Genomic DNA, 22989 nt, shown 5'->3' on the forward strand with positions numbered 1-22989 from the left:
TGAAAATACAGACAATACTGATAATCCTGATTATTTAGATAATGACGCTGATAATGATGGAATATTAGACATCAATGAAAACGGTGATACTGACAATACACTTGCGGGTACTGATACTGATAATGATGGATTAGATGATAACTTTGATGATAATGATGATTCTAGTACTGCTGGTGCTACTGTAAACGATGGTCTAGGTGCTGGTAATAAAGTAACCAATACAACTACTCTTGAAAATGCCTATGGTGATGATGATAGCGACTTCAACCCAGGTACAGGTGACTTAGATTATAGAGATCAAATTTTAGAAGGAAAAATAATGATTACACAAGTATATCAATATGATTCTGAAAAATGGATTGAAATTACAAACATTAGTAAAACAAATACTATTGCTGCTAACCTAATTAACATACAATTATATAAGGATAAAATAGGTAATCAAACAGGTATAACTCCAGATGTAACTTACACTGTTACTTCTGCTCTTTCTCCTGGACAATCTGTAATTTTCAGAAACACTAATAATACAATAACTAATATCAATTCTAATGCAATTAGTGTTACCAATGATGAATTAACAGATATTGGCAGTGCTAATGATATTATTACATTATCAACAACAAATGACACCAATTCTTACGCTAATAGATTTGATATTATTTCTGATTTTTCAGATAATACCTCTTATGTTAGAATAGATGAAACACTATTACCTAACTCAACTTATACTCCTAGTGAATGGGTTGTGTTTATTGATGATAATATTGAAACTTATAATCAATCTTTAGACCCAAATTCAGGTAGACATCCTCATGCCCCACTTATTTCTGAAATTAATAATTCAGGTTCTGAGATGAATACTCAACTAGGTTTACATAGAATTAATATAACAACAAGAGTTTCAACTTCTGGAGGAAGTTGGTCTAATGGAGTACCAGATAGATCTCGTTTTGTGGTTATAGATGAAGATTATAATCATATCTCCAATCGTCTAAGTGCTAGAAAACTAACTGTAAATTCTAATAAAATACTAGGTATAACAAATAATTTATTAGTGGTAACTAACAATGTCGTTTTAAATGGTGATATTAGATTAATTGATCCTTCAGGAGAAAGTAAATCTCAATTAATACAAACACATGAATCTGCTTCTTTAGTTACAGGTTCAGGTAGATTATTAGTAGATCAAAATTCTACTGTACCAAGTCTATATAGATATAATTATATCGGTTCACCTGTAACCACAAGTGCTATAGGAAACTCTTTTAATGTAGATGATATTTTAAAAGACGGTACAAATCCTACTAGTTTTACAGGAACTGTAAACAGTGATATTGCCAAAGATATAAATTGGATTGGTGGTTATGATGGTGATATTTCAGACCCTATTTCGCTTGCAGATTATTGGGTTTATACCTATGTTGCAAATGGAGGTAGTAGAAATAGTTGGGCTCACAAATATAGTAATAATGCTATCCCTAATACTGATGGATTTATTTTTAAAGGACCAGGTAGACCTCAAAATTATACTTTTTTAGGTATTCCTAAAGACGGAAAAATAACTTCTACTATTGGTAAAAATGAATCTTATTTAATAGCCAATCCTTTTGCATCAGCTATAGGTGTAAAAGAATTTATAGAAGATAATAGTTCCTCTATTTCAGGTGTTTTATATTTTTGGGAACATGCGGGTGAAATTACAGTTAATGAAGATTCTGCAGGACATAATTTTGCAGGTTATGTTGGTGGTTATGCAACTAGAAATATTACCACAGGTGTAACTGCTAAAAACGCTTCTAATGCTGCTGGACCAGTAAATTTAACTTTAGAGTCAGAAAATGCAGACTCTTTAGATGGTATTTCTGAAGAAGTTATAGATAATAGCAACTCAATAAGTGTTCTAAGTCTAAATGCATCTACTAATTTTATAAAATATGAAAAAATAGCAAGGGGTGCAGATACTTTAAGAATAAGATATAAAGCAAATATTGATAAAAAAATTATTCTAAAAATTGATGGCGAGTATAATAAAACTTACAATTTTTCTTTACCTGCTACAAATGATGAGTTTGATATTATCAATATTTCTCTATGTGTTGAACCCTTAGATGATATTACATTACAATCAGACGATGAAAATCTTGTTTACATCGATTATATAAATTTATTTGATGAAGACGGAAGTTTAGCTTGTGCACCAAGTACAAATCCAGAAGGATTTGAAGATATAGAATACACAGAACCAAAAGCATTTATTGCAATAGGCCAAGGATTTTTTGTTCAAGGTAATGATATTAATGGAGGAACTATCGAGTTTAATAATAGCCAGAGAGAGTATATAGATGAAACTAGTGAATCTGTATTTCTTAAATCTGAAAAGAAAAAAACAACACAAATTGAAATTCCAATTATCAAATTAGGAATGAACTTTAATTCTGTATCTAATGATAATAACATTTATCACAGGCAAATTGCAGTTTCATTCAGCTCTTTCCAATCATTCGGACACGATGTTGGATACGATTCAGAAATGTATGATATTGGTAATACAGATTTTTACTGGAAATTTCCTTCTAATGACAAAAAATATGTAATTGCAGGAGTGCAAGAAATATCTGATGAACTTGAGGTACCTTTAGAAATTAAAATGGGATATTCAGGAGAAATTACATTAAAAATAGATGAGCTAAAAAACATAAATGATAAAATTTATATTATAGATAAAGTAACAAATATTTCATATGATTTATTAAATGAAAATGGAGTATTAAACTTAGATGAAGGAGTATATACAGATAGGTTTTTCTTAGCATTTACTCCTACTTCTACTCTATCAATTGATAATGTTTTAACCAACTATACATCTGTTTATAATGATAACGTTAATAAAGAAATAATAATATCTAAAAACGAAACGATAACAATAGAAAAAGTTAAACTCTATAATATTCTAGGAAAAAAAGTAAATCTCTGGAAAATAAACGAACAAAAAGAAACTTTTAATCTTAAAATAAATAACAAACTTACATCAGGTATTTATGTTGTGAAATTAGAAACAAATAAAGGAATTATTTCTAAAAAAATAATTATTGAGTAAAAATAACAAGCATATTTATTAAAACAAAAAGCGGCTCCAAGCCGTTTTTTTGTTTTAAAAATATAAATACTCAAAATAGCTAATACTTTTAATTTGATGTACCTTTGCACTCTATTATTTTATAAAAATGAGACTACACAGAAACTTAACTTTTGCTGTAATAGATAGCATCAGAGATATTTTTAATGAAGGTGTTTATGCAGACAAAGCTGTTGAAAAAGCTTTAAAACGTGATAAACGTTGGGGAGCTAGAGATAGAAAATTTGTAGCAGAAACTATTTACGATATTGTTCGTTGGAACCGTTTATATGCTGAAATTGCTGAAGTGAAAGCTCCTTTTGATAGAGACAATATTTGGAGATTATTTTCTGTATGGTGTATTCTAAGAGGAATTGCCTTACCAGATTGGAATCAAATTGGTGATGTACCAGAAAGAAGAATTAAAGGTCGTTTTGCAGAATTATCTAAAACTAGAAAGTTTAGAGAATCTATTCCAGATTGGATGGATGAAATCTGTGCTTCAGAATTAGGTGAAGAAGTTTGGACCAAAGAAATAGCTGCATTAAACGAACAAGCAAAAGTAATTTTAAGAACAAATACACTTAATATTTCTAGAGAAATACTTCAAAAGAAATTAAGAGCAGAAAATGTAATTACAGAAATTGTACCTCATCATCCAGATGCATTAGTATTACCAGAAAGAGCCAATGTTTTTAGAACAGAAGCTTTCCATAATGGTTATTTCGAAGTGCAAGATGCATCATCGCAACTTGTTGCTGCATATTGTGATGTTAAACCAGGAATGAAAGTAGTAGACACTTGTGCTGGTGCAGGAGGAAAAACACTACACCTTTCTGCTTTAATGGAAAATAAAGGTCAAATTATTGCAATGGATATTTACGAAAGTAAACTTCGTAAATTAAAAGTTAGAGCAAAAAGAAATAAGGCTCATAATATAGATATGCGAGTAATTGACTCTACTAAGCCAATTAAAAAATTACATGGAAAAGCAGATAGAGTTTTAATTGATGCTCCTTGTTCTGGTTTAGGTGTTATTCGTAGAAACCCAGATTCTAAATGGAAATTACAACCAGAATTTATAGACAATATTAAAAAAGTACAACAAGATGTTTTACAACAATATTCTAAAATGGTAAAACCAGGAGGAAAATTAGTATATGCAACTTGTTCTGTGTTACCTTCAGAAAATCAAGATCAAGTTAATACTTTCTTAACATCAGAATTCGGAAAAGAGTTTACCTTTGTATCAGACAAAAAAGTACTAGCTCATATTTCTGGTTTCGACGGATTTTATATGGCTTTACTAGAAAGAAAATAATTATTATACTTTAATTGCTAGTATAACAATTTAATTTTATCGAAAAAGAAATCGTTTCAACTTATAATATAATTATGATGATGAAAAGATTATGTACCTTTTGGGCAATTTTATGTTTTACTACAATTTCATTTGCTCAACAAAATTATTACAATGATGTTAATTTAAACCTTACTGGTATTGACTTAAAAGATGCTTTAGCTACCAAAATAATCAATACTCATACTCGTTTTTTAACCTATGACCAAGTTTGGTATGCTTCAAAAGCAACAGATGTAAATCCTTTAAATAGCAATCAAGTTTTATTAATTTATGGTTGGGAAGATGGCACAGATTCTGATGTTACAAATAATAGAGAAAGAGGAATAAATGCTAATAGTGGAAGTGTTGGAGATTGGAATAGAGAGCATGTATTTTCTCGTTCTTTAGGAGACCCAAATCTAGGTGAAGTTGGTCCTGGATCAGATGCACATCATTTAAGACCTGCAGATGTACAAAGGAATTCTTCAAGAGGAAATAGAAAATTTTCTAATAGTTCAGGAAACTCTGGAGCTACAACAGAATCTTATATAGACGCTCTTGATGGTTCTAATTCTCTAGGCTGGTATCCTGGTGACGAATGGAAAGGAGATGTTGCAAGAATGATAATGTACATGTATGTTAGGTATGGAGACAGATGTTTACCAACAAATGTTGGATTAGGTGACAATTCTAATACTCCAGATGACATGATTGATTTATTTTTACAATGGAATGTCGAAGATCCTGTTTCTAATTTTGAGAAATTAAGAAACACTTACCATGAAAACACAACCAATACAGAGGCTCAAGGAAATAGAAATCCTTTTATAGACAATCCTAGACTTGCAACAAGAATTTGGGGAGGTTCTGACGCCGAAGATATTTGGGGAATTTATACAAGTAATGATACAGAAGTCCCAACTATACCTACAAATTTATCAGCATCAAATATTACAACTTTTTCAGTTGATATTTCTTGGTCTGCTTCAACAGATAATGTTGCTGTAACTAGTTATGATGTTTATATTGATGGAAAATTAAAAATCAATACCACTAACACCTCTACAACAATTTCGGGTTTAGATTCTAATACCAGTTATAGTATATCTGTTTTAGCAAAAGATATCGCTAATAATAAATCTCTACAAAGTTCTGCAATTAATGTAACAACTTTACAAGACACAGAAGCTCCAACAGTGCCAAATAATGTTGTAATAAGTAATGAAACTGGCGAAACTTTTAAAATTACTTGGAATCCATCAACAGATAATACTGCTGTAGTAGGTTATGATATTTTTATTGATACTAACTTTATAAATTCAGTTACAGAACCAACATATACAGCTACTAATTTATCAGTTTCAACTACTTACACAATACAAGTTTTAGCTAAAGATGCAGTTGGTAATAAATCGAGTTTAAGTACTTCTGTAAATGCAACAACAACAGATGGTTCTACTACTACAGCTAATGAATTGTTCTTTTCTGAATATGTAGAAGGATCATCAAATAACAAAGCTATAGAAATAGTAAATGTTACACCAAATAATATAAATTTAAACGGTTACAGTATAAAAAGACAACAAAACGCAGGTAAAGACAGTCATGATTGGGATAACGTTTTACAACTTTCTGGAACAATAAATTCTGGTGATGTTTTTGTTATTATAAATGGAGGTTCATCTTTACAAAATTTAATAGACCAAGCAGATTTAGTACAACCAAATGCAAGCCAAACAAATTGGGGAGCACCAATAAATTTCAATGGAAATGATCCTGTTGGATTATTCAAAAATGATGTTTTAATAGATATTATTGGCGTTTATAATGAAGGGGGAACAGATTTTGCTAAAGATAAAACCATCCGTAGAAAAAGTGGCGTTTCACAGCCAAATACAGCTTTTGACATTGATAATGAGTGGGATATTTATTCTAAAGATAATGTTGATGATATTGGTCAACATAACTCAACTTTATCTATAAATAATTTTATTTCGAAAGGAATATCATTTTACCCAAACCCTGTTAACTCTATTTTATATATAGAAAATACAGATAACTTTTCTATAAAAAACTTAAGTATTTATAATTATTTAGGAAAAAAGATTAGATCAATCCAAACCCCAAAAGAAGAAATTAACACTCAAAATTTATCTAAAGGAATTTATATTCTTAAGTTTGAAGTTGAAAACAAAATTTATTCAACAAAATTCATCAAAAATTAATGAAGAAAAAATTACTTATTGTCATTACTATTTTATCCATTTCATTTGGTTACTCTCAAATACCATCTGAATATTATAATGCAGCCACTGGAAGTGGTTATACTTTAAAGACTCAATTAAAAACAATCATTTCTAATGGTCATGTAGATCATGGTTATAGTGCTTTATATGATGCATATAAAAAAACAGATAATGATTCTTTTTTTGAGAATGATAATACCGTTTTAGACATGTACTCAGAAAACCCAACAGGTACAGATTCTTATAATTACGATCATAATATAAGAAATTGCGGAAACTATAATTCTGAAAATGATTGTTATAATAGAGAACATATTTTTCCTCAAGGTTTTTTTGAAAGTCAATATCCTATGCGTTCAGATATTCATCATGTTGTACCTTCTGATGGATATGTAAATGGAAGAAGAAGTAATTATCCTTTTGGTGAAGTTTCTTCTGCAAGTTGGACATCAAATAATGGTTCTAAAGTAGGTTCTAATACTTTTGATACTTATTCAGGCACTGTTTTTGAACCAATAGATGAATTTAAAGGCGACATCGCAAGAATGTTATTGTACTTTGCTACTCGTTATGAAAATGAAGTAACAAGTAGTTCTTGGGATCCTCACTCAGCAACAAACAATCCTTTAAACGGAACAAATAATCAAGTTTATGAGGACTGGTATTTAAAATTACTTTACAAATGGCATACCAATGACCCTGTAAGTCAAAGAGAAATTGTTAGAAATAACGAATCATATAACTTTCAAGGAAACAGAAATCCGTTTATAGATCACCCAGAATTTGTTTCTCAAATTTGGGGTGCTGTTTTATCAACAGAAAATATTGTTTTATTAGAAAATATTTCTGTGTATCCAAATCCAACTTCTATTAATAGAGTTACAATTACAATCCCAAATCAATTAAAAGTCAATTCTATTGTAATGTATTCTGTAATTGGGTCTAAAGTTTTTGAAGCTAAAAATCCAGAAATTACAAATAATAAAATCAGGATTAAAGATTTAAAAAGCGGAATGTATTTGCTCAAAATAACAAATTCCGATTCCAGTATTTCAAAAAAAATAATAGTCAAATAAATAGAAAGCGATTCATTTTGAATCGCTTTTTTTTGGTTAATAAACACGTGAATAACTAACTAATTTCGAGTAAATAAATGATAATAATTAATTTGAAATAAAGTAAATTTGCATTTTTAGAACAATTAGTAAACACAACACTATAATGATTCATTTCTTTGGAAACAAAAACAGTAAAATATATGCTGTTCAAACAACAAAAGAATTAACTGCAAAAACAATTGCCAAATTAACATGGCTTTTTGCAGATCAACCAAAAATAGAAGAAACATCAATAGATGCTTTTTTTGTTGGCCCAAGAGCAGCAATGATTACTCCTTGGAGTACAAATGCTGTAGAAATTACTCAGAATATGGGTATTTCAGATATCGTCAGAATTGAAGAATTTTTAGCTTCTTCTGCAGAATTTTCTGATTTTGATCCAATGATTTCAGAAAAATTTAGCAGATTAAATCAAGAAACATTTTCAATAGACATACAACCAGAAACCATTTTAGAAATTGATGATATTGCTGCTTATAACAACCTAGAAGGTTTGTCTTTAAGCGATGAAGAAGTTACATATTTAGAAGGTGTTGCTGTAAAAATTGGAAGAAAATTAACAGATTCTGAAGTTTTTGGATTTAGCCAAGTAAATTCAGAGCACTGTAGACATAAAATATTTAACGGAACTTTTGTAATTGATGGAGAAGAAATGCCAACTTCATTATTTAAGTTGATTAAAGAAACGTCTAAACAACATCCAAACGATATTGTTTCTGCATATAAAGATAATGTTGCATTTATAAAAGGCCCAAAAGTGGAACAATTTGCACCAAAAACAGCAGACAAACCAGATTTTTATCAAATAGAAGAATTTAATTCTGTAATTTCATTAAAAGCAGAAACTCATAATTTTCCTACAACTGTAGAGCCTTTTAATGGAGCTGCAACTGGTTCTGGAGGAGAAATTAGAGATAGACTTGCAGGTGGTAAAGGTTCTTTACCTTTAGCAGGAACTGCAGTTTACATGACTTCTTATTCTCGTTTAGAAGCCGCTATAAATTCTGACAAAAACCCGAGATATTGGGAGAAAAAATTTGAAGCAAGAGATTGGTTGTACCAAACACCAATGGATATTTTAATAAAAGCATCAAATGGAGCTTCAGATTTTGGAAACAAATTCGGACAACCTTTAATTACTGGTTCTGTATTAACTTTTGAGCATGAAGAAAATTCTTCTTCTAGTGAATCTAAACCAAGAAAACTTGGATTTGATAAAGTAATTATGCAAGCTGGTGGAATTGGTTATGGTAAAGCAGATCAAGCTTTAAAAGATACTCCTAAAGAAGGTGATAAAATTGTAATTTTGGGTGGTGAAAACTACAGAATTGGAATGGGTGGAGCTGCAGTTTCTTCTGCAGATACAGGAGCTTTAGATTCAGGAATTGAATTAAATGCTGTGCAACGTTCTAATCCAGAAATGCAAAAACGTGCTGCAAATGCAGTTCGTGGAATGGTAGAAAGTGATGAAAACTTTATTGTTTCTATTCATGATCATGGTGCTGGAGGACATTTAAATTGTTTATCTGAATTGGTAGAAGATACAGGTGGTAAAATAGATTTAGATAAATTACCTGTTGGTGACCCTACTCTATCTGCCAAAGAAATTATTGGTAACGAATCTCAAGAAAGGATGGGATTAGTGATTGCTGATAAACATTTAGAAACTTTACACAAAATTGCTGATAGAGAGCGATCTCCTATATACGATGTTGGTGAAGTTACAGGAAATGACAGATTTACTTTTGAATCTAAAACTACTGGTGAAAAACCAATGGATTTAGCCTTAGAAGATATGTTTGGTTCATCACCAAAAACAATTATGACAGATAAAACTGTTATCAGAAAATATAAAAACCCACGTTATAAAACGAAAAATTTAAAAATCTATTTAGAGCAAGTTTTACAGTTAGAAGCTGTGGCTTGTAAAGATTGGTTAACAAATAAAGTAGATAGATGTGTAGGTGGTAAAGTTGCAAAACAACAATGTGTTGGTCCACTACAAATTCCATTAAACAACGTTGGTGTAATGGCTTTAGATTATAATGGTAAAGAAGGAATTGCAACTTCAATTGGGCACTCTCCTATTGCTGCATTAATCAATCCAGAAGCTGGAAGTAGAAATGCAATTACTGAGAGTTTAACCAATATTATTTGGGCACCTTTAAAAGATAATTTAGATTCAATTTCATTATCTGCAAACTGGATGTGGCCTTGTAAAAACGAAGGTGAAGATACTCGTTTATACAAAGCTGTAAAAGCAGTTTCAGAGTTTTCTATCAATTTAGGAATCAATGTTCCAACAGGAAAAGATTCTTTATCAATGAAACAGAAATATCCTGATGGAGATGTAATTGCTCCAGGAACTGTAATTATTTCAGCTGCTGCTAATTGTAATGAAATCAGTAAAGTTGTAGAACCAGTTTTACAAGTTGATGGTGGTAATATTTACTATATCAATATTTCTCAAGATGATTTTAAATTAGGTGGTAGTTCTTTCTTACAAGTTTTAAATACCATTGGTAATGACGCTCCAGATGTTACAAATTCTGCTTTTGTTAAAAACACTTTTAATACCATTCAAGAGTTAATTAAAGGTGATGAAATTACTGCTGGACATGATATTGCTTCTGGTGGATTTATTACAACTTTATTAGAAATGTGTTTTGCTGATGTTAATTTAGGAGCAGATTTTAATATTACTTCTTTAAATGAAGAAGATTCTTTAAAAGTATTATTCTCAGAAAACTCAGGAATTGTTTTTCAAGCAGATGCTTCTATAGAAGCTGTTTTATCAGAAAATAATATTGAATTTTTTACCATTGGTACAGCAAATAATTCAGGAATTATAAACATTAAAAACAACGAAGATCATTTCTCTTTTGATGTTGCTGAAATGAGAGATGTTTGGTACAAAACTTCTTTCTTATTAGATCAAAAACAAACAGCTAATAATTTAGCACAAGACAGATTTGATAATTATAAAAACCAACCTTTAACTTATAAATTTCCAGCCAATTTTACTGGAAAATTACCTAAAATTAGTAAAGACAGACCAAAAGCTGCAATCATCAGAGAAAAAGGTTCTAATTCAGAACGTGAAATGGCAAATGCTATGTATTTAGCTGGTTTTGATGTAAAAGATGTGCATATGACCGATTTAATTTCTGGTCGTGAAACTTTAGAAGATATTCAATTTATTGGTGCAGTTGGTGGTTTTTCTAATTCTGATGTTTTAGGTTCTGCAAAAGGTTGGGCAGGAGCTTTTAAATACAATGAAAAAGCAAATACAGCCCTAAAAAACTTCTTTAAAAGAGAAGACACTTTATCTGTTGGTATTTGTAATGGTTGTCAGCTTTGGATGGAATTAGACCTAATTAACCCCGAACACAAAGTGCATGGAAAAATGGTTCATAACGATTCTCAAAAGCACGAAAGTTCTTTTACTTCTGTAAAAATTCAAGAAAATAATTCTGTAATGTTATCTAGTTTAGCAGGAACAGAATTAGGTGTTTGGATTTCTCATGGAGAAGGTAAATTTAAGTTACCAGAGTCTGAAGAAAACTATAATATTGTTGCAAAATATGGTTATGAAGGGTATCCAAACAACCCTAATGGTTCTGATTTTAATACAGCTATGCTATGTGATAAATCTGGAAGACATTTAGTAACAATGCCTCATATAGAGCGTTCTACGTTTCAATGGAACTGGGCAAATTACCCAACAAACAGAAAAGATGAAGTTACGCCTTGGTTAGAAGCATTTGTAAATGCTAAAAATTGGTTAACGAAATAATTTTCGCCCTAAAAAAGGTTTATATTATAAAAGGGCTTTTTTAGCCCTTTTTTTGGCTTTAATAAATAGCTGAAAATAACTGTATTTAATTTTTAAAAAATGAAAATTCCAGAAAAATATAGATTCATTGTAGAATTAGGAAAAGCACTGCATGTTTATGGTATTCCTTCTTATAAAATACTAACTTATTTAACAGAAGTTGCAAAAACACAAGGTATTACAGGTAGTTTTATGGATTTACCAACTTGGATAAACTATGTTTTTTATGAAGAAGAACATTCTTATAATTATATAGAATCTATACCTCCTGGTGTTTTAAACTTAGGTGCTTTTTCTAGAATTGATGAATTGACTAATAAAGTTATCGACTCTAAAATAAACAATAGTGAAATAAATAATGAATTGAATATTATTCATTCTAAAACTAAAGAAGTAAACCACTTATTTTTAACTTTAGCATACGCTTTTTCTGCAGGTTGTTTTAGTTTATTGATTGGTACAAATATGGTTTCTTTTATATTTTCTTTTTTATTAGGAGCTTTAATTTATCTTTTGGTGTTTTTGGCTACAAAATCTAAATATTTAGAAAATGTTTTTGAATCTTTTAGTGCCTTGATTGTAACTATTATTAGTTGTTTATTAACCTTAATTTTTCCTGAATTGAATTTAGGTTTAACCATATTAGCATCTATTATTATTTTTATACCTGGGTTGGCAATTACAACTGCTTTAGAAGAAATAACATCAAAAAGTTTAGTTTCTGGTGGAGCAAAACTATTTGACGCAATTATTTTGTTATTCAAACAGTTTTTTGGAGTGTTACTTGGTTTAGGGCTAATGACCTCTTTTATGGATATTAATTTAACAAATCATGTTTCTGAAATGCCAAAATGGACATTATTCTTAGCGATTCCTGTATTTTCTATAACATTGCTGCCAATTTTTCAAGTTCGAAAAAAGGACATGTTTTTTGGAGTTATAACAGGTGCTTTTGCTTTTCTAATCACAGTTTTTTTATCTGGTTATGGTGTTTTAGTGAGTACTTTTATAGGTACTTTAGCAGTAGTTGGAATTAGTCGTGTTTTTGGAAGAATTACAAAAACGCCTAAAACTGTTTACCTTACACAAGGTATTGTTATGATGGTACCAGGTAGTAAATCTTTTATGGGGTTAAGCAGTTCTTTTTTAAACTCTTCTATTGCTGGTTCTGGAGACTTATTTGAACAAGTTGCTTTTATTTTGATGGGAATTATTGGTGGACTTTTGTTTGCTGGTACTTTTAGAGAAAGAAGACATAAAAGCATTAAAATTTAGTATTATCTTTTTTTTTTAAACACAAAATATTACAAAGTAAATATTAATTAAAAACAGCTTTTAGAAAAATCTAAAAGCTGTTTTGCGTTAGGGATTGAAGCTTTGTTTGAGCTCTTTTTACTTTTTCTGTAAAAAAGCGAGCGCGTAAAGCCCGTTTAAACGCCCAAAAAATTATTCGAATTTTAAATATTTTATTAAATCTATTTTTGTAGCATTATATGCTTTTAAACCTACAACTACAAAAACTAAAATTATAAGTAGAATTGGAGTTATAATAAAAGGTAATATTGGCATATCTATTCTATACACAAAGTTTTCTAACCAGTTTTCCATAAAATAATAGGCTATAGGAATTAAAATTACTGAAGCAATTACTGTTATTTTTAAAAAGCTTTTTATTAACTGAAACATAATTTCTTTTACAGATGCTCCTAATGTTTTACGAATTGCTACCTCTTTTAATCTTTGTTGAATTGTAAGTGTTGCTAAAGCGAATAAACCTAATAAAGAAATAATAATTACTACTGAAGTAAGAATTAAAAACAATGTTTTTTGCTTTTGATATTTGGCATATGTTCTTGCAAAACGTTTGTTTACAAATTGTGCACTAAAAGGATATCCTTGCTCTACATTTTCTTTCCAATAGTTTTCTATATAACGCAACGTTTCTTGTACATTATCTGGTTTTATCTTAAACTGCATCATCCAAAAATTTTGCTTCATAAAATTAAAAGTATTCCAATGAAATAGCATGGTTGGTGGAATTTTAGAATCCATACCTAAAATATGATAATCTTTTACCATACCAACTACTTGAAATTTACCATCTTTAGATTCTGAGCCACCATAACCAGATTTTATTTTTTTTCCTATAGGATTATCATAAATATTAAATGCTTTTGCTAAAGTTTCATTAATTAAAACATTAGTTAAAGTGTCTGATGCTTTATTTTCTTGTAGTAATCTACCTGTAATTAATGGAATATTCATGGTTTGCAAATATTCAAAGTCTATTGCATTTCCATTTGTTTGAACAGAAATATCATTAAAACTTACATTGGTAGAATTAGAACTTCCACCACCAATCATAAATGAATTGCTTGTAACTACGTCTATATTTGGGTGTTTAACTAATTCTTTTTTTGCTAATTCATACTTTTTATATCTATCTTTATATTCATTCATAGACACAACAATCACTTGATCTCCTTTAAAACCTAAATCTTTATTCATAATATAATCTACTTGATTATAAATAATTAAAGACCCAGTAAGGAAAAAACCTGAAATTAAAAACTGGATTCCTAACATCATATTTCTTGCAAAAACACCTTGTTTACTTCTAGATACATTTCCTTTTAAAACTTCTACAGCTTTAAATTTAGAAAGATAAAAAGCAGGTATAAACCCAATTAAAATTGATACTAATAAAGCTATAAAAATAAGTTTTATAAGAATTTGATAATTAAGAATAGAAATTTCTTTTTTCATAAAATCATTAAAAGAAGGCAAAATAAGTTCTACTAATAATAATGATAGCATAAATGCAATTATACCTTGAAAAACAATTTCTAATGCATATTGTCTTGTTAAAGTAATTTTAGACAATCCTAAAGTTTTCTTTACACCTACTTCCTTTGCTCTTTGTGTTGCAGACGCTATAGAAAGGTTTATAAAGTTTACACAAGAAATTATAATTAACAAAATCGATAAAGACAACATAATTAGTATTAATTGATAATTCCCTTTTCCTTCTGGTCCAGCTTCATCTGCAATTGTTTTTAAACGTATGTCTTTTAACGGTTCTAAAATGGGAGTTGTTCCGTATTTTTCGATAAAATCTTCTGGTGTAATACCATCTCTTTTAGAGGATGGTAATACTTCATTTTGATACCAAACAGCTAATGCTTTTTTCTCTAATACTTCTTTGTTTGCACCTTTTGTTGTTTTTATAAATAAATTCTTAGAAAAACTACCCCAATGCCCTTCTGGCTCTTTTGCAAATTGAGTAACAACTTTTGGCATATAAAAATGTTTGCCTTCTATTTTATATACTGTCGTAATAATATAAGATCTTCCTCTAAAAGTTATAGTTTTGCCTATTGCAGATTTATTACCAAAATAAATTTTTGCCTGTTCTTCTGATATTGCAGCATTACTTGTTACTTTTTTAAAATTATCTACACTACCTTCTACAATTTTATAAGGAAAGAAATCGAAAAAACTATTGCTTCCCTTTAACATATCTCTTGTAAATATTTTTTTGCCGTCTATTTTTACTACAAAATCTCCATACCAACCATCACTTAAATAATAATCTTTTACCTCTGGAATGTCTTCTAAATATTTTGGTCCTTCTACATTTGTACTACTATCCCAAACATCACCATCAGACATTTTATGAATTACTCTGTAAATTTCATTTGCATTGGTATTATTTGCATTATAACTTTGCTCATCATTTAAGTATAACAAAACCAATAGTAACCCAGCAAAACCAACAGTTAAACCTAGAATATTAACTAAAATATTCAACCAATTTTTTTTACTATTTCTAAAAAATATTTTAAACCAAGTTTGTATCATTTTATTCGAATTTTAAATATTTGATTAAATCAATTTTTGTTGCTTTATATGCTTTTAATCCTACTACAGAAAACACTAAAACAATTAAAATAATTGGTGTTAATATGTATGGAAGTATTGGCATATCAATTCTATACACAAAGTTTTGCAGCCAATTTTGCATAAAATAATAGGCAATCGGGACAAGTATTATTGAAGAAATAACAACAATCTTTAAAAAGCTTTGTAATAACTGAAACATGATTTCTTTAACTGAAGCTCCTAAGGTTTTACGAATTGCAACTTCTTTTAACCTTTGTTGAATTGTTAGCGTAGCCAAAGCAAACAAACCTAAAAGAGAAATTAAAATGACTAATAAAGAAAGTATTAAAAATAGTGTTTGCTGTTTCTGGTATTTTTTATATGTTTTTGCAAATTTTTTGTCTAAAAACTCATAAGAAAATGGGTATTTCGCATCCATGTTTTGTTTCCAATATTCTTCTATTTCTGCAATAGTTCTATCAATATTATTCGGTTTTATTTTAAATTGAATCGCAGGAATCCATCTTTGTGCAAAATCAAATCTATCCCAAAGTACAAAAAACATGGGTGCAATTTCTGTATCAAATCCATCAAAATGATAATCTTTTACCATTCCAATTACTTCAAAATTATTGGTAGGATCTTCATCTTCTAACCAACCCAAAGTTAATTTTTCTCCTAAAGGATTGTTATAAATTCCTAGTTTTTTGGCTGCTGTTTCGTTTATTATAATTTTATTAATACTATCAGATGCAATTACATTTGAAAAGTTTCTACCTTTTAATACTTTAATTTTTGCAAAATCTAAATAATTATAATCTACTAAATTTGAAGCTGAATTAAAACTTTTATCGTTTATGCTATGTCTTAAAGATGTACCATTTACATAACCTTCTCCGGGCACAAACATACTTGCAGTTACATCAATAATATTTTCATTTTTAGATAAAACTTCTTTTGTTAATTTATATTTATTGAGCTTATTTGGCATACTATAAACATCAACAGACAAAACTTGTTCTTTATCAAAACCCAATTCTTTTTCCATTATAAAGTTAATTTGATTTCCAACAATTAGCATACTGATAATAAAAAAACCAGAAATTAAGAATTGAAGTCCAAGCATTATGTTTCTTGCTGTATTCCCTTTTTTACTTTTAGAAACACTACCTTTTAAAACTTCTATTGCTTTAAAATTTGAAAGATAAATTGCAGGAATACTACCTACTAAAAGTGATACAAAAATTGCTGAAAAGAATAAAGTAATTAATGAATTTGAATGTAAAATTGATATCTCCGTTTCTACAAACTCATTAAAAAAAGGCAATGCTAATTCTACAATTACCAAAGCAAAAACAAATGATATTAAGCCTTGTAAAACAATTTCAAATATGTATTCTAATAATAACTGTTTTTTAGATAGACCTAGAGTCTTCTTTACTCCTACTTCTTTTGCTCTTTGACTACCAGTTGCAACAGATAAATTAATGAAGTTTACACAAGAAATTACAATTAATAAAATAGACAACCCTAATAAGACCATCAATAATTGATAATTTCCTGTTCCGCTTGGACCTGCTCTTTTTGCTGTATTATGTAAATACAAGGTGTCTAATTTATCTAAAAGTACTGTTGGAATTCCATATTTTTTATCAAATTCTTCTACAGTTACACCATTTTCTTCTGCATAAGGTTTATAAGCTTTATCAATAATTATTTGATTCATTTTTTGCTTTACAGCTTCTAAATCTGATCCTTTTGTAATTCTACAGAATAATTCATTATTATGATTGCCCCAATGCACCTCAAAAGCTTCACTATACTGAAGTAACAAATCTGGCTCATGATGTGAATTCTTCGGGATTTCATAAACACAGGCAACAATATAAGTATCACCATCAATTTTTACGGAACTTCCAACTGCTTTATCGCCTTTGAAAATTCTTTTTGCGTATTCTCTAGACAAGGCAATATTTGTTCTTGTTTCTGCAAATTTCTGAGTAGATCCTTCTATGATTTCAAAAGGGAAAAAATCAAAAAACTGAGGCTCAGTAGAAATGGTTTTAGCGTTAAATTCAAAACCATCTTTGTATTGAATTACTTTACTTCTATAAAATGGATTTACCATTAAAGCTTCAGTAACCTCTGGCAATTCTTTTGGATATGTTAAATACATTCCTGCATTTACTGTAAACCAAACTTCTCCTGACGATGGACGATCAAGATTTACCCTGTAAACGTCATCTTTATTTGGATTCCATTGATTGTAACTTTGTTCTTCATTTAAATACAGTAACACAATTAACAAGCCTGCTAAACCAAGTGTTAATCCACTAATATTAATTAATGCATTTAACCAATTCTTTTTGCTATTTCTAAAAAATATTTTAAACCAAGTTTGTATCATTTTATTCGAGTTTTAAATATTTAATTTCTATTTAACTAAAACATCAACTTTATGTTCATTTGTTTTTTCTGAAATAATTTCTCCATCTTTTAAGGTGATGGTTCTAGAAGAAAATTGTGCATCGTAAGATGAGTGTGTAACCATAATAATGGTAGCTCCTGTTGCATGTAATTCTGTTAATAATTCCATTACATCATTTCCGCTTTTACTATCTAAATTACCTGTTGGCTCATCAGCCAAAATTAATTTTGGATTTGTAATTAAAGCTCTAGCTACTGCTACTCTTTGTTGCTGACCGCCTGATAATTGTAACGGAAAATGTTTTGCTCTATGTGCAATACCAATTCGTTCTAAAATTGCTGTTACTCGTTGTTTTCTTTCTGATGCTTTTATTTTGTTATAAATTAATGGCAACTCAACATTTTCATACACCGTTAATTCATCAATTAAATTAAAGTTTTGAAACACAAAACCAATATTTGCTTTACGTAAACCAGATCGTTGTTTTTCATTAAAATTTGCGACTTCTGTACCGTCAAAAAGATAGCTTCCATCATTTGGTGCATCTAACAAACCAATGATATTTAAAAGTGTAGATTTACCACAACCAGATGCCCCCATTATAGAAACAAATTCTCCTTCTTTAACTTCTAAACTTAGTTTATTTAATGCTGTAGTTTCTACTTCTTCTGTTCTATAAACTTTTACTAATTCTGTTATTTTTATCATCACTTATATTTTTTTAAATTTTATTTATTTTTAATTAGTTCTCGACTGCGCTCGAACTGACATTAACGTTACCACTTTGAAACTTTTTAACTCAATCTATATTAATTTCTTCAACATTCTCATAATCATCATAACTAGATGTTATTATTCTATCTCCTTCTTGTAAACCTTCTAAAACTTCGTAATAAAAAGGATTTTCTCTACCAATTTTAATAGTTCTCTTTACCGCTTTGTTATCAGAATTTAATACAAAAACCCAATTTCCGTTTGTACTTTGATAAAACTGACCTTTAGAAATCAACAAAGCTTTACTATCGTTAGATAAAAACACTTTGGTTTTTAAAGACATTCCTCTTTTTATACTTTTAGGTATGGTGTCTCCTTTAAAAAGAAGTTCTACCTTAAATTGTCCGCTTACAACTTCTGATAATACTTTTGATATTTCTATATCATAATTTTTAGCATTTACTGCAACTCTACCCTTTATTCCTTCTTTTAGTTTAGAAATATAGTATTCATCTACACTTGCAACTAATTTATACCCATCTAAAACATCCATTTTACCAATTGGTTTACCTTGGTTGTAACTTTCTCCTAAAATTGGGTTGAATGATGATAAAAGCCCATCCACAGGTGCCTTAACAATAAAGTTTTCTTTATTCTTACGTAACAATTCTAAACTTTTCTGCATGTTAGCAATAGAAATATCAATTCTAGATAATTGTACATCTCTACTCTTTTTTTCTTCGGATACACTTTTTTTAATAACACCACTTCTTTCTTTTTGAAATGTATATTCTTGAGCAGATTTCTGATAATCATTTCTAGCCACTACTTCTTTGTTGTATAAAGTAGAATCTAATTTATATTGACGCTTAGCGTTTCTAAAATCATTATCAATACTTAACAATTGTTGGTCTAAACTCAATTGCTGATTTTTAATATTTACTCTAATGTTTCTTAAATTATTAATTTGTTCTACAATTGCTGTTTCTTGCGTTAAATAATTTAATTCTGCATTCGGATTATATACTTTTAATAATGGAGTTCCCTTTTTTATCATCTGCCCACTTTCAACAAAAATTTCTGAAACAGAACCTCCTTGAATTACATTTACTAAAACAGATGTTTTTGGTTCTACTGTGCTATTAAATAAAACAACATCTTCAAAATCTCCTTTAAAAACCTCACGAATACTTATTGTATCTTTTTTTAAGTTTACTTGTTTTTTTCGTGTTAAATTCATCAAAATAATACTAACAATTATTAAAATTGGAATTCCCCAAAGTAACATCTTCTTTGTCTTTTTACTTTTTGTTTTTATTTGCTTATCCATTTGTATTCGATTCGTTTGGCATAGTTAAAGCCATAAATATGCCAACACAAAACAAAATCACAAACAATTGATTTTCAATATATTAATTATTTTTATTGATTTTAAAGTGTTCAAAAACGAACATTTATTTGTTCATAATCAAACAAATGATTAACTATGTAGCATGAGAAAAAAAGAAGCTACAATTTTAATTGTTGATGATGATGATGACATTTTATTTTCAGCAAGAATTAGTTTGAAAAAATATTTTTCTGAAATAATAACAGCCAATAGTCCCAAGAAAATAAGCAATCACTTAACATCCTCAACTGTAGATGTTGTTTTGTTAGACATGAATTATCGCATAGGTTTTGAAGATGGAAAAGAGGGTTTATATTGGTTAAAACACATTAAAGAAATTAGCCCAGAAACTACTGTTATTTTAATGACTGCTTTTGGAAGCGTAAATTTAGCTGTAGATGCAATTAAAAAAGGGGCCACAGATTTTATATTAAAACCTTGGAACACAGAAAAATTATACGGAGTTGTAAATGCTGGTTTAGAATTGGCTCGTTCTAAAAGAAAAAATACACAATTAGAAACCGTACAAAAACAACAAGACAAAGATTTTCATCAACAAACAGAACATATTATTGGCAATTCTCCTGCAATGCAAACTGCTACTAAATTGGTTCAGAAAGTTGCACCAACAGATGCTAATATTTTAATTTTAGGAGAAAACGGAACAGGAAAATATGTCTTCGCTAAAGAAATTCACTTACAGTCAGCACGTAAAAATCATCCTTTTATTCATGTAGATTTAGGTTCTTTAAATGAAAATTTATTTGAAAGTGAATTATTTGGTTACGCAAAAGGTGCTTTTACAGACGCACAAAAAGATACTTTAGGAAGATTTGAACTTGCAAAAGGCGGAACTATTTTTTTAGATGAAATTGGCAATCTTCCACTCCATTTACAATCTAAATTATTGACTGTAATTCAAAATAGAAAAATTACACGTTTAGGAGAAGGAAAAGAAAGAGAATTAGATGTACGTATTATTTGTGCTACTAATGCACCAATTCATCAAATGGTAGATGAACAAACTTTTAGACAAGATTTACTGTTTAGAATTAATACCATTGAATTGAATTTACCCCCACTTCGAAATCGTAAAGAAGATATTGAGTTATTAGCAAATCATTTCTTAAAAAAACTAAATATTAAATACCGAAAAAAGATCGAAGGTTTTAGTAAAGAAGCTATAAAATCTTTAAAAAATTATAATTGGCCAGGAAATATTAGAGAGATAGAACACATTGTTGAGAGAGCTGTAATTATTACCGATAATGAGAAAATTATCCCAGAAGATTTACATTTTTCAGCTAAAAAAACAACTGTAAATTTAGAAAACAATTTAAATTTAGAAGAAACTGAAAAGTTGTTAATTGAGCAAGCTATCCAAAAACATCAAGGTAATATTTCTAGAGCTGCAAAAGATTTAGGATTAACAAGAGCTGCTTTGTATAGACGTTTAGAAAAGCATCAATTATAGAATGGGAAAACCACAATACATACAAATAATTGTTCGGGTTTTACTAATTCTACTCAATGGAATTATTGTTTTTTATAGTGGCATAAACTTTTATGTTATTAATGCAATTGGTTTTTTTCTACTTGTTCTGTTTCAATTATTTTTATTGATTGATTACTTAAAAAAGTTATTTAATGACATCGAAAAATCGATGGATTGTTTATTATATGATGATTATTCTAATACAATTTCATCAGAAAAAAGAAAAAATCCTTTACATAATAAAACTGCTTTACTATTAGAAAAACATAGAAAACTAAGCCTTAAAAAAACATCTGAACAACTTATTTTTACCAATATTATTGAAAGTTTAAGTATTGGTATGCTTATTTTAAGAAAAGACTTAAATAATACTATTGAGGTTTTTCAAATAAATAAGGCATTTACTGAGTTTTTAAAAATTCCAAAATTTTATAATTGGAATTTACTCAACAAAAAAATTGGAAACCTAACAAATTATATTGATGATTGGAAAGAAAACAAACTCACTATTTCTTTAACAATCAATGATAAAAAGGAAGAATTTTTCTTAAAAACATCACTTACTCAAACAAATGAATATGGTTATTTAATTGTTAGCTTAGAAACCATTCAGCAATTAATTGACAAAAAAGAAAAAGAGGCTTGGTTTAAATTGATGAATGTAATGTCTCACGAAATTATAAATACAATTACACCTATTAGTAGTTTAGCCGAAAATTTAGATTCTCTTTTACAAGAAGAAAATACTGATGAAGATACGATTGATGAATTGTCTCAAGGTTTAAAAATTATTAAACGTCGTTCTCATCATTTAACTTCATTTGTAGATACTTATAGAAAGTTGGCAGAATTGCCTTTGCCTAAAAAAGAAGAAGTTAATTTAACCAAAATTATTAAAAATACGTTACTTCTTTTTACACAAGAATTTAATCAAAAAAATATTAAAATTAATTTTGATGAAACTACTCTTTTTAAAATTAAAGCAGATAAACAACAAATAGAACAAGTAATTATCAACTTAATTTCTAATTGTTTGTATGCTTTTAAAGAGATTGAAAAACCTACAATTAATATCGATATTTCATCCGATAAAAAGAGAATACATTTATCTATTACAGATAACGGAATTGGTATTTCTGATGCAATAAAAGATAATATCTTTATACCCTATTTTACGACTCGTAAAGATGGTTCTGGTATTGGTTTAACCTTATCTAAAAGTATTATGGAAGCTCATAATGGAACTATTCAGTTTACATCTTCTAAAGAAAAAACAACCTTTTTACTGACTTTTATTTCTTAAGTTTTTATAAAAAAATAATTTTGATTTAATACTATAAGCTTTTTAAAAATCTAAAAGCCTTTTGCGTTAGGGATTGAACGGTTTGTTTGAGCTCTTTTTGAGGAACGAAAAAAAGCGA

General features: G+C 28.8%; 12 protein-coding genes. 8 read left to right on the forward strand and 4 right to left on the reverse strand.

From position 1 onward, the window contains the following. The 6 genes from ABJG40_RS00025 to ABJG40_RS00050 form a co-directional block, all read left to right on the forward strand. On the forward strand, nt 1–3100 hold a 3100-nt coding region (locus tag ABJG40_RS00025; protein WP_348022528.1), incomplete at its 5' end, for a T9SS type A sorting domain-containing protein. A gap of 127 nt (nt 3101–3227) precedes the next feature. Further along, entirely contained in the window at nt 3228–4439 is a 1212-nt protein-coding gene (locus ABJG40_RS00030; RefSeq protein ID WP_348022529.1) for an RsmB/NOP family class I SAM-dependent RNA methyltransferase, read from the forward strand. 74 nt (nt 4440–4513) lie between these two features. After that, nucleotides 4514–6685, forward strand: coding sequence for an endonuclease (locus ABJG40_RS00035; protein WP_348022530.1), 2172 nt, complete (start codon nt 4514–4516; stop codon nt 6683–6685). Further along, a complete protein-coding gene (locus ABJG40_RS00040; protein WP_348022531.1) occupies nt 6685–7782 on the forward strand; it encodes an endonuclease in 1098 nt (365 codons plus the stop codon). Before ABJG40_RS00035 ends, ABJG40_RS00040 begins: the two co-directional genes overlap by 1 nt. Nucleotides 7783–7927: 145 nt before the next feature. Further along, nucleotides 7928–11620, forward strand: a complete 3693-nt coding sequence (gene purL, locus ABJG40_RS00045; protein WP_348022532.1) for a phosphoribosylformylglycinamidine synthase — start codon at nt 7928–7930, stop codon at nt 11618–11620. A gap of 99 nt (nt 11621–11719) precedes the next feature. After that, nucleotides 11720–12934: a threonine/serine exporter family protein gene (locus tag ABJG40_RS00050; protein WP_348022533.1), complete on the forward strand. Its 1215-nt coding sequence runs from the start codon at nt 11720–11722 to the stop codon at nt 12932–12934. A gap of 171 nt (nt 12935–13105) precedes the next feature. Here the strand turns inward: ABJG40_RS00050 and ABJG40_RS00055 are convergent, their stop codons facing one another. The 4 genes from ABJG40_RS00055 to ABJG40_RS00070 form a co-directional block, all read right to left on the reverse strand. After that, on the reverse strand, nt 13106–15469 hold the full coding sequence (locus ABJG40_RS00055; RefSeq protein WP_348022534.1) for an ABC transporter permease: 2364 nt from the start codon (nt 15467–15469) through the stop codon (nt 13106–13108). Between the two features lie 52 nt (nt 15470–15521). Then, nucleotides 15522–17948 carry an ABC transporter permease gene (locus ABJG40_RS00060; RefSeq protein WP_348022535.1) on the reverse strand — a complete coding sequence of 809 codons (2427 nt, stop codon included), beginning with the start codon at nt 17946–17948 and terminating at the stop codon, nt 15522–15524. Nucleotides 17949–17975: 27 nt separating this feature from the next. Next, nucleotides 17976–18677, reverse strand: coding sequence for an ABC transporter ATP-binding protein (locus ABJG40_RS00065; protein ID WP_348022536.1), 702 nt, complete (start codon nt 18675–18677; stop codon nt 17976–17978). 91 nt (nt 18678–18768) lie between these two features. Further along, nucleotides 18769–20013 carry an HlyD family efflux transporter periplasmic adaptor subunit gene (locus ABJG40_RS00070; RefSeq protein ID WP_348022537.1) on the reverse strand — a complete coding sequence of 415 codons (1245 nt, stop codon included), beginning with the start codon at nt 20011–20013 and terminating at the stop codon, nt 18769–18771. A gap of 163 nt (nt 20014–20176) precedes the next feature. Between ABJG40_RS00070 and ABJG40_RS00075 the strand changes: the two genes are divergently transcribed. Together ABJG40_RS00075 and ABJG40_RS00080 are read left to right on the forward strand one after the other, a co-directional pair. Continuing rightward, the gene (locus ABJG40_RS00075; protein WP_348022538.1) at nt 20177–21547 is read left to right on the forward strand and encodes a sigma-54 dependent transcriptional regulator; all 1371 of its coding nucleotides are present in this window, start codon (nt 20177–20179) and stop codon (nt 21545–21547) included. A 1-nt stretch (nt 21548) separates the two neighbouring features. Then, complete coding sequence (locus tag ABJG40_RS00080; protein WP_348022539.1) at nt 21549–22871, forward strand: HAMP domain-containing sensor histidine kinase; 1323 nt, start codon at nt 21549–21551, stop codon at nt 22869–22871. Nucleotides 22872–22989: the final 118 nt, after the last annotated feature.

The sequence above is a fragment of the Polaribacter sp. genome (assembly GCF_039939415.1).
Taxonomy (GTDB): Bacteria; Bacteroidota; Bacteroidia; order Flavobacteriales; family Flavobacteriaceae; genus Polaribacter.

Bases quoted from the DNA above. Each gene is read 5' to 3' on its own strand.
- ABJG40_RS00060 (WP_348022535.1), bottom strand. From the start codon at position 17,948: ATGATACAAACTTGGTTTAAAATATTTTTTAGAAATAGCAAAAAGAAT.
- ABJG40_RS00040 (WP_348022531.1), top strand. From the start codon at position 6,685: ATGAAGAAAAAATTACTTATTGTCATTACTATTTTATCCATTTCATTT.
- ABJG40_RS00070 (WP_348022537.1), bottom strand. From the start codon at position 20,013: ATGGATAAGCAAATAAAAACAAAAAGTAAAAAGACAAAGAAGATGTTA.
- ABJG40_RS00035 (WP_348022530.1), top strand. From the start codon at position 4,514: ATGATGATGAAAAGATTATGTACCTTTTGGGCAATTTTATGTTTTACT.
- ABJG40_RS00080 (WP_348022539.1), top strand. From the start codon at position 21,549: ATGGGAAAACCACAATACATACAAATAATTGTTCGGGTTTTACTAATT.
- ABJG40_RS00075 (WP_348022538.1), top strand. From the start codon at position 20,177: ATGAGAAAAAAAGAAGCTACAATTTTAATTGTTGATGATGATGATGAC.
- purL (WP_348022532.1), top strand. From the start codon at position 7,928: ATGATTCATTTCTTTGGAAACAAAAACAGTAAAATATATGCTGTTCAA.
- ABJG40_RS00065 (WP_348022536.1), bottom strand. From the start codon at position 18,677: ATGATAAAAATAACAGAATTAGTAAAAGTTTATAGAACAGAAGAAGTA.
- ABJG40_RS00050 (WP_348022533.1), top strand. From the start codon at position 11,720: ATGAAAATTCCAGAAAAATATAGATTCATTGTAGAATTAGGAAAAGCA.
- ABJG40_RS00030 (WP_348022529.1), top strand. From the start codon at position 3,228: ATGAGACTACACAGAAACTTAACTTTTGCTGTAATAGATAGCATCAGA.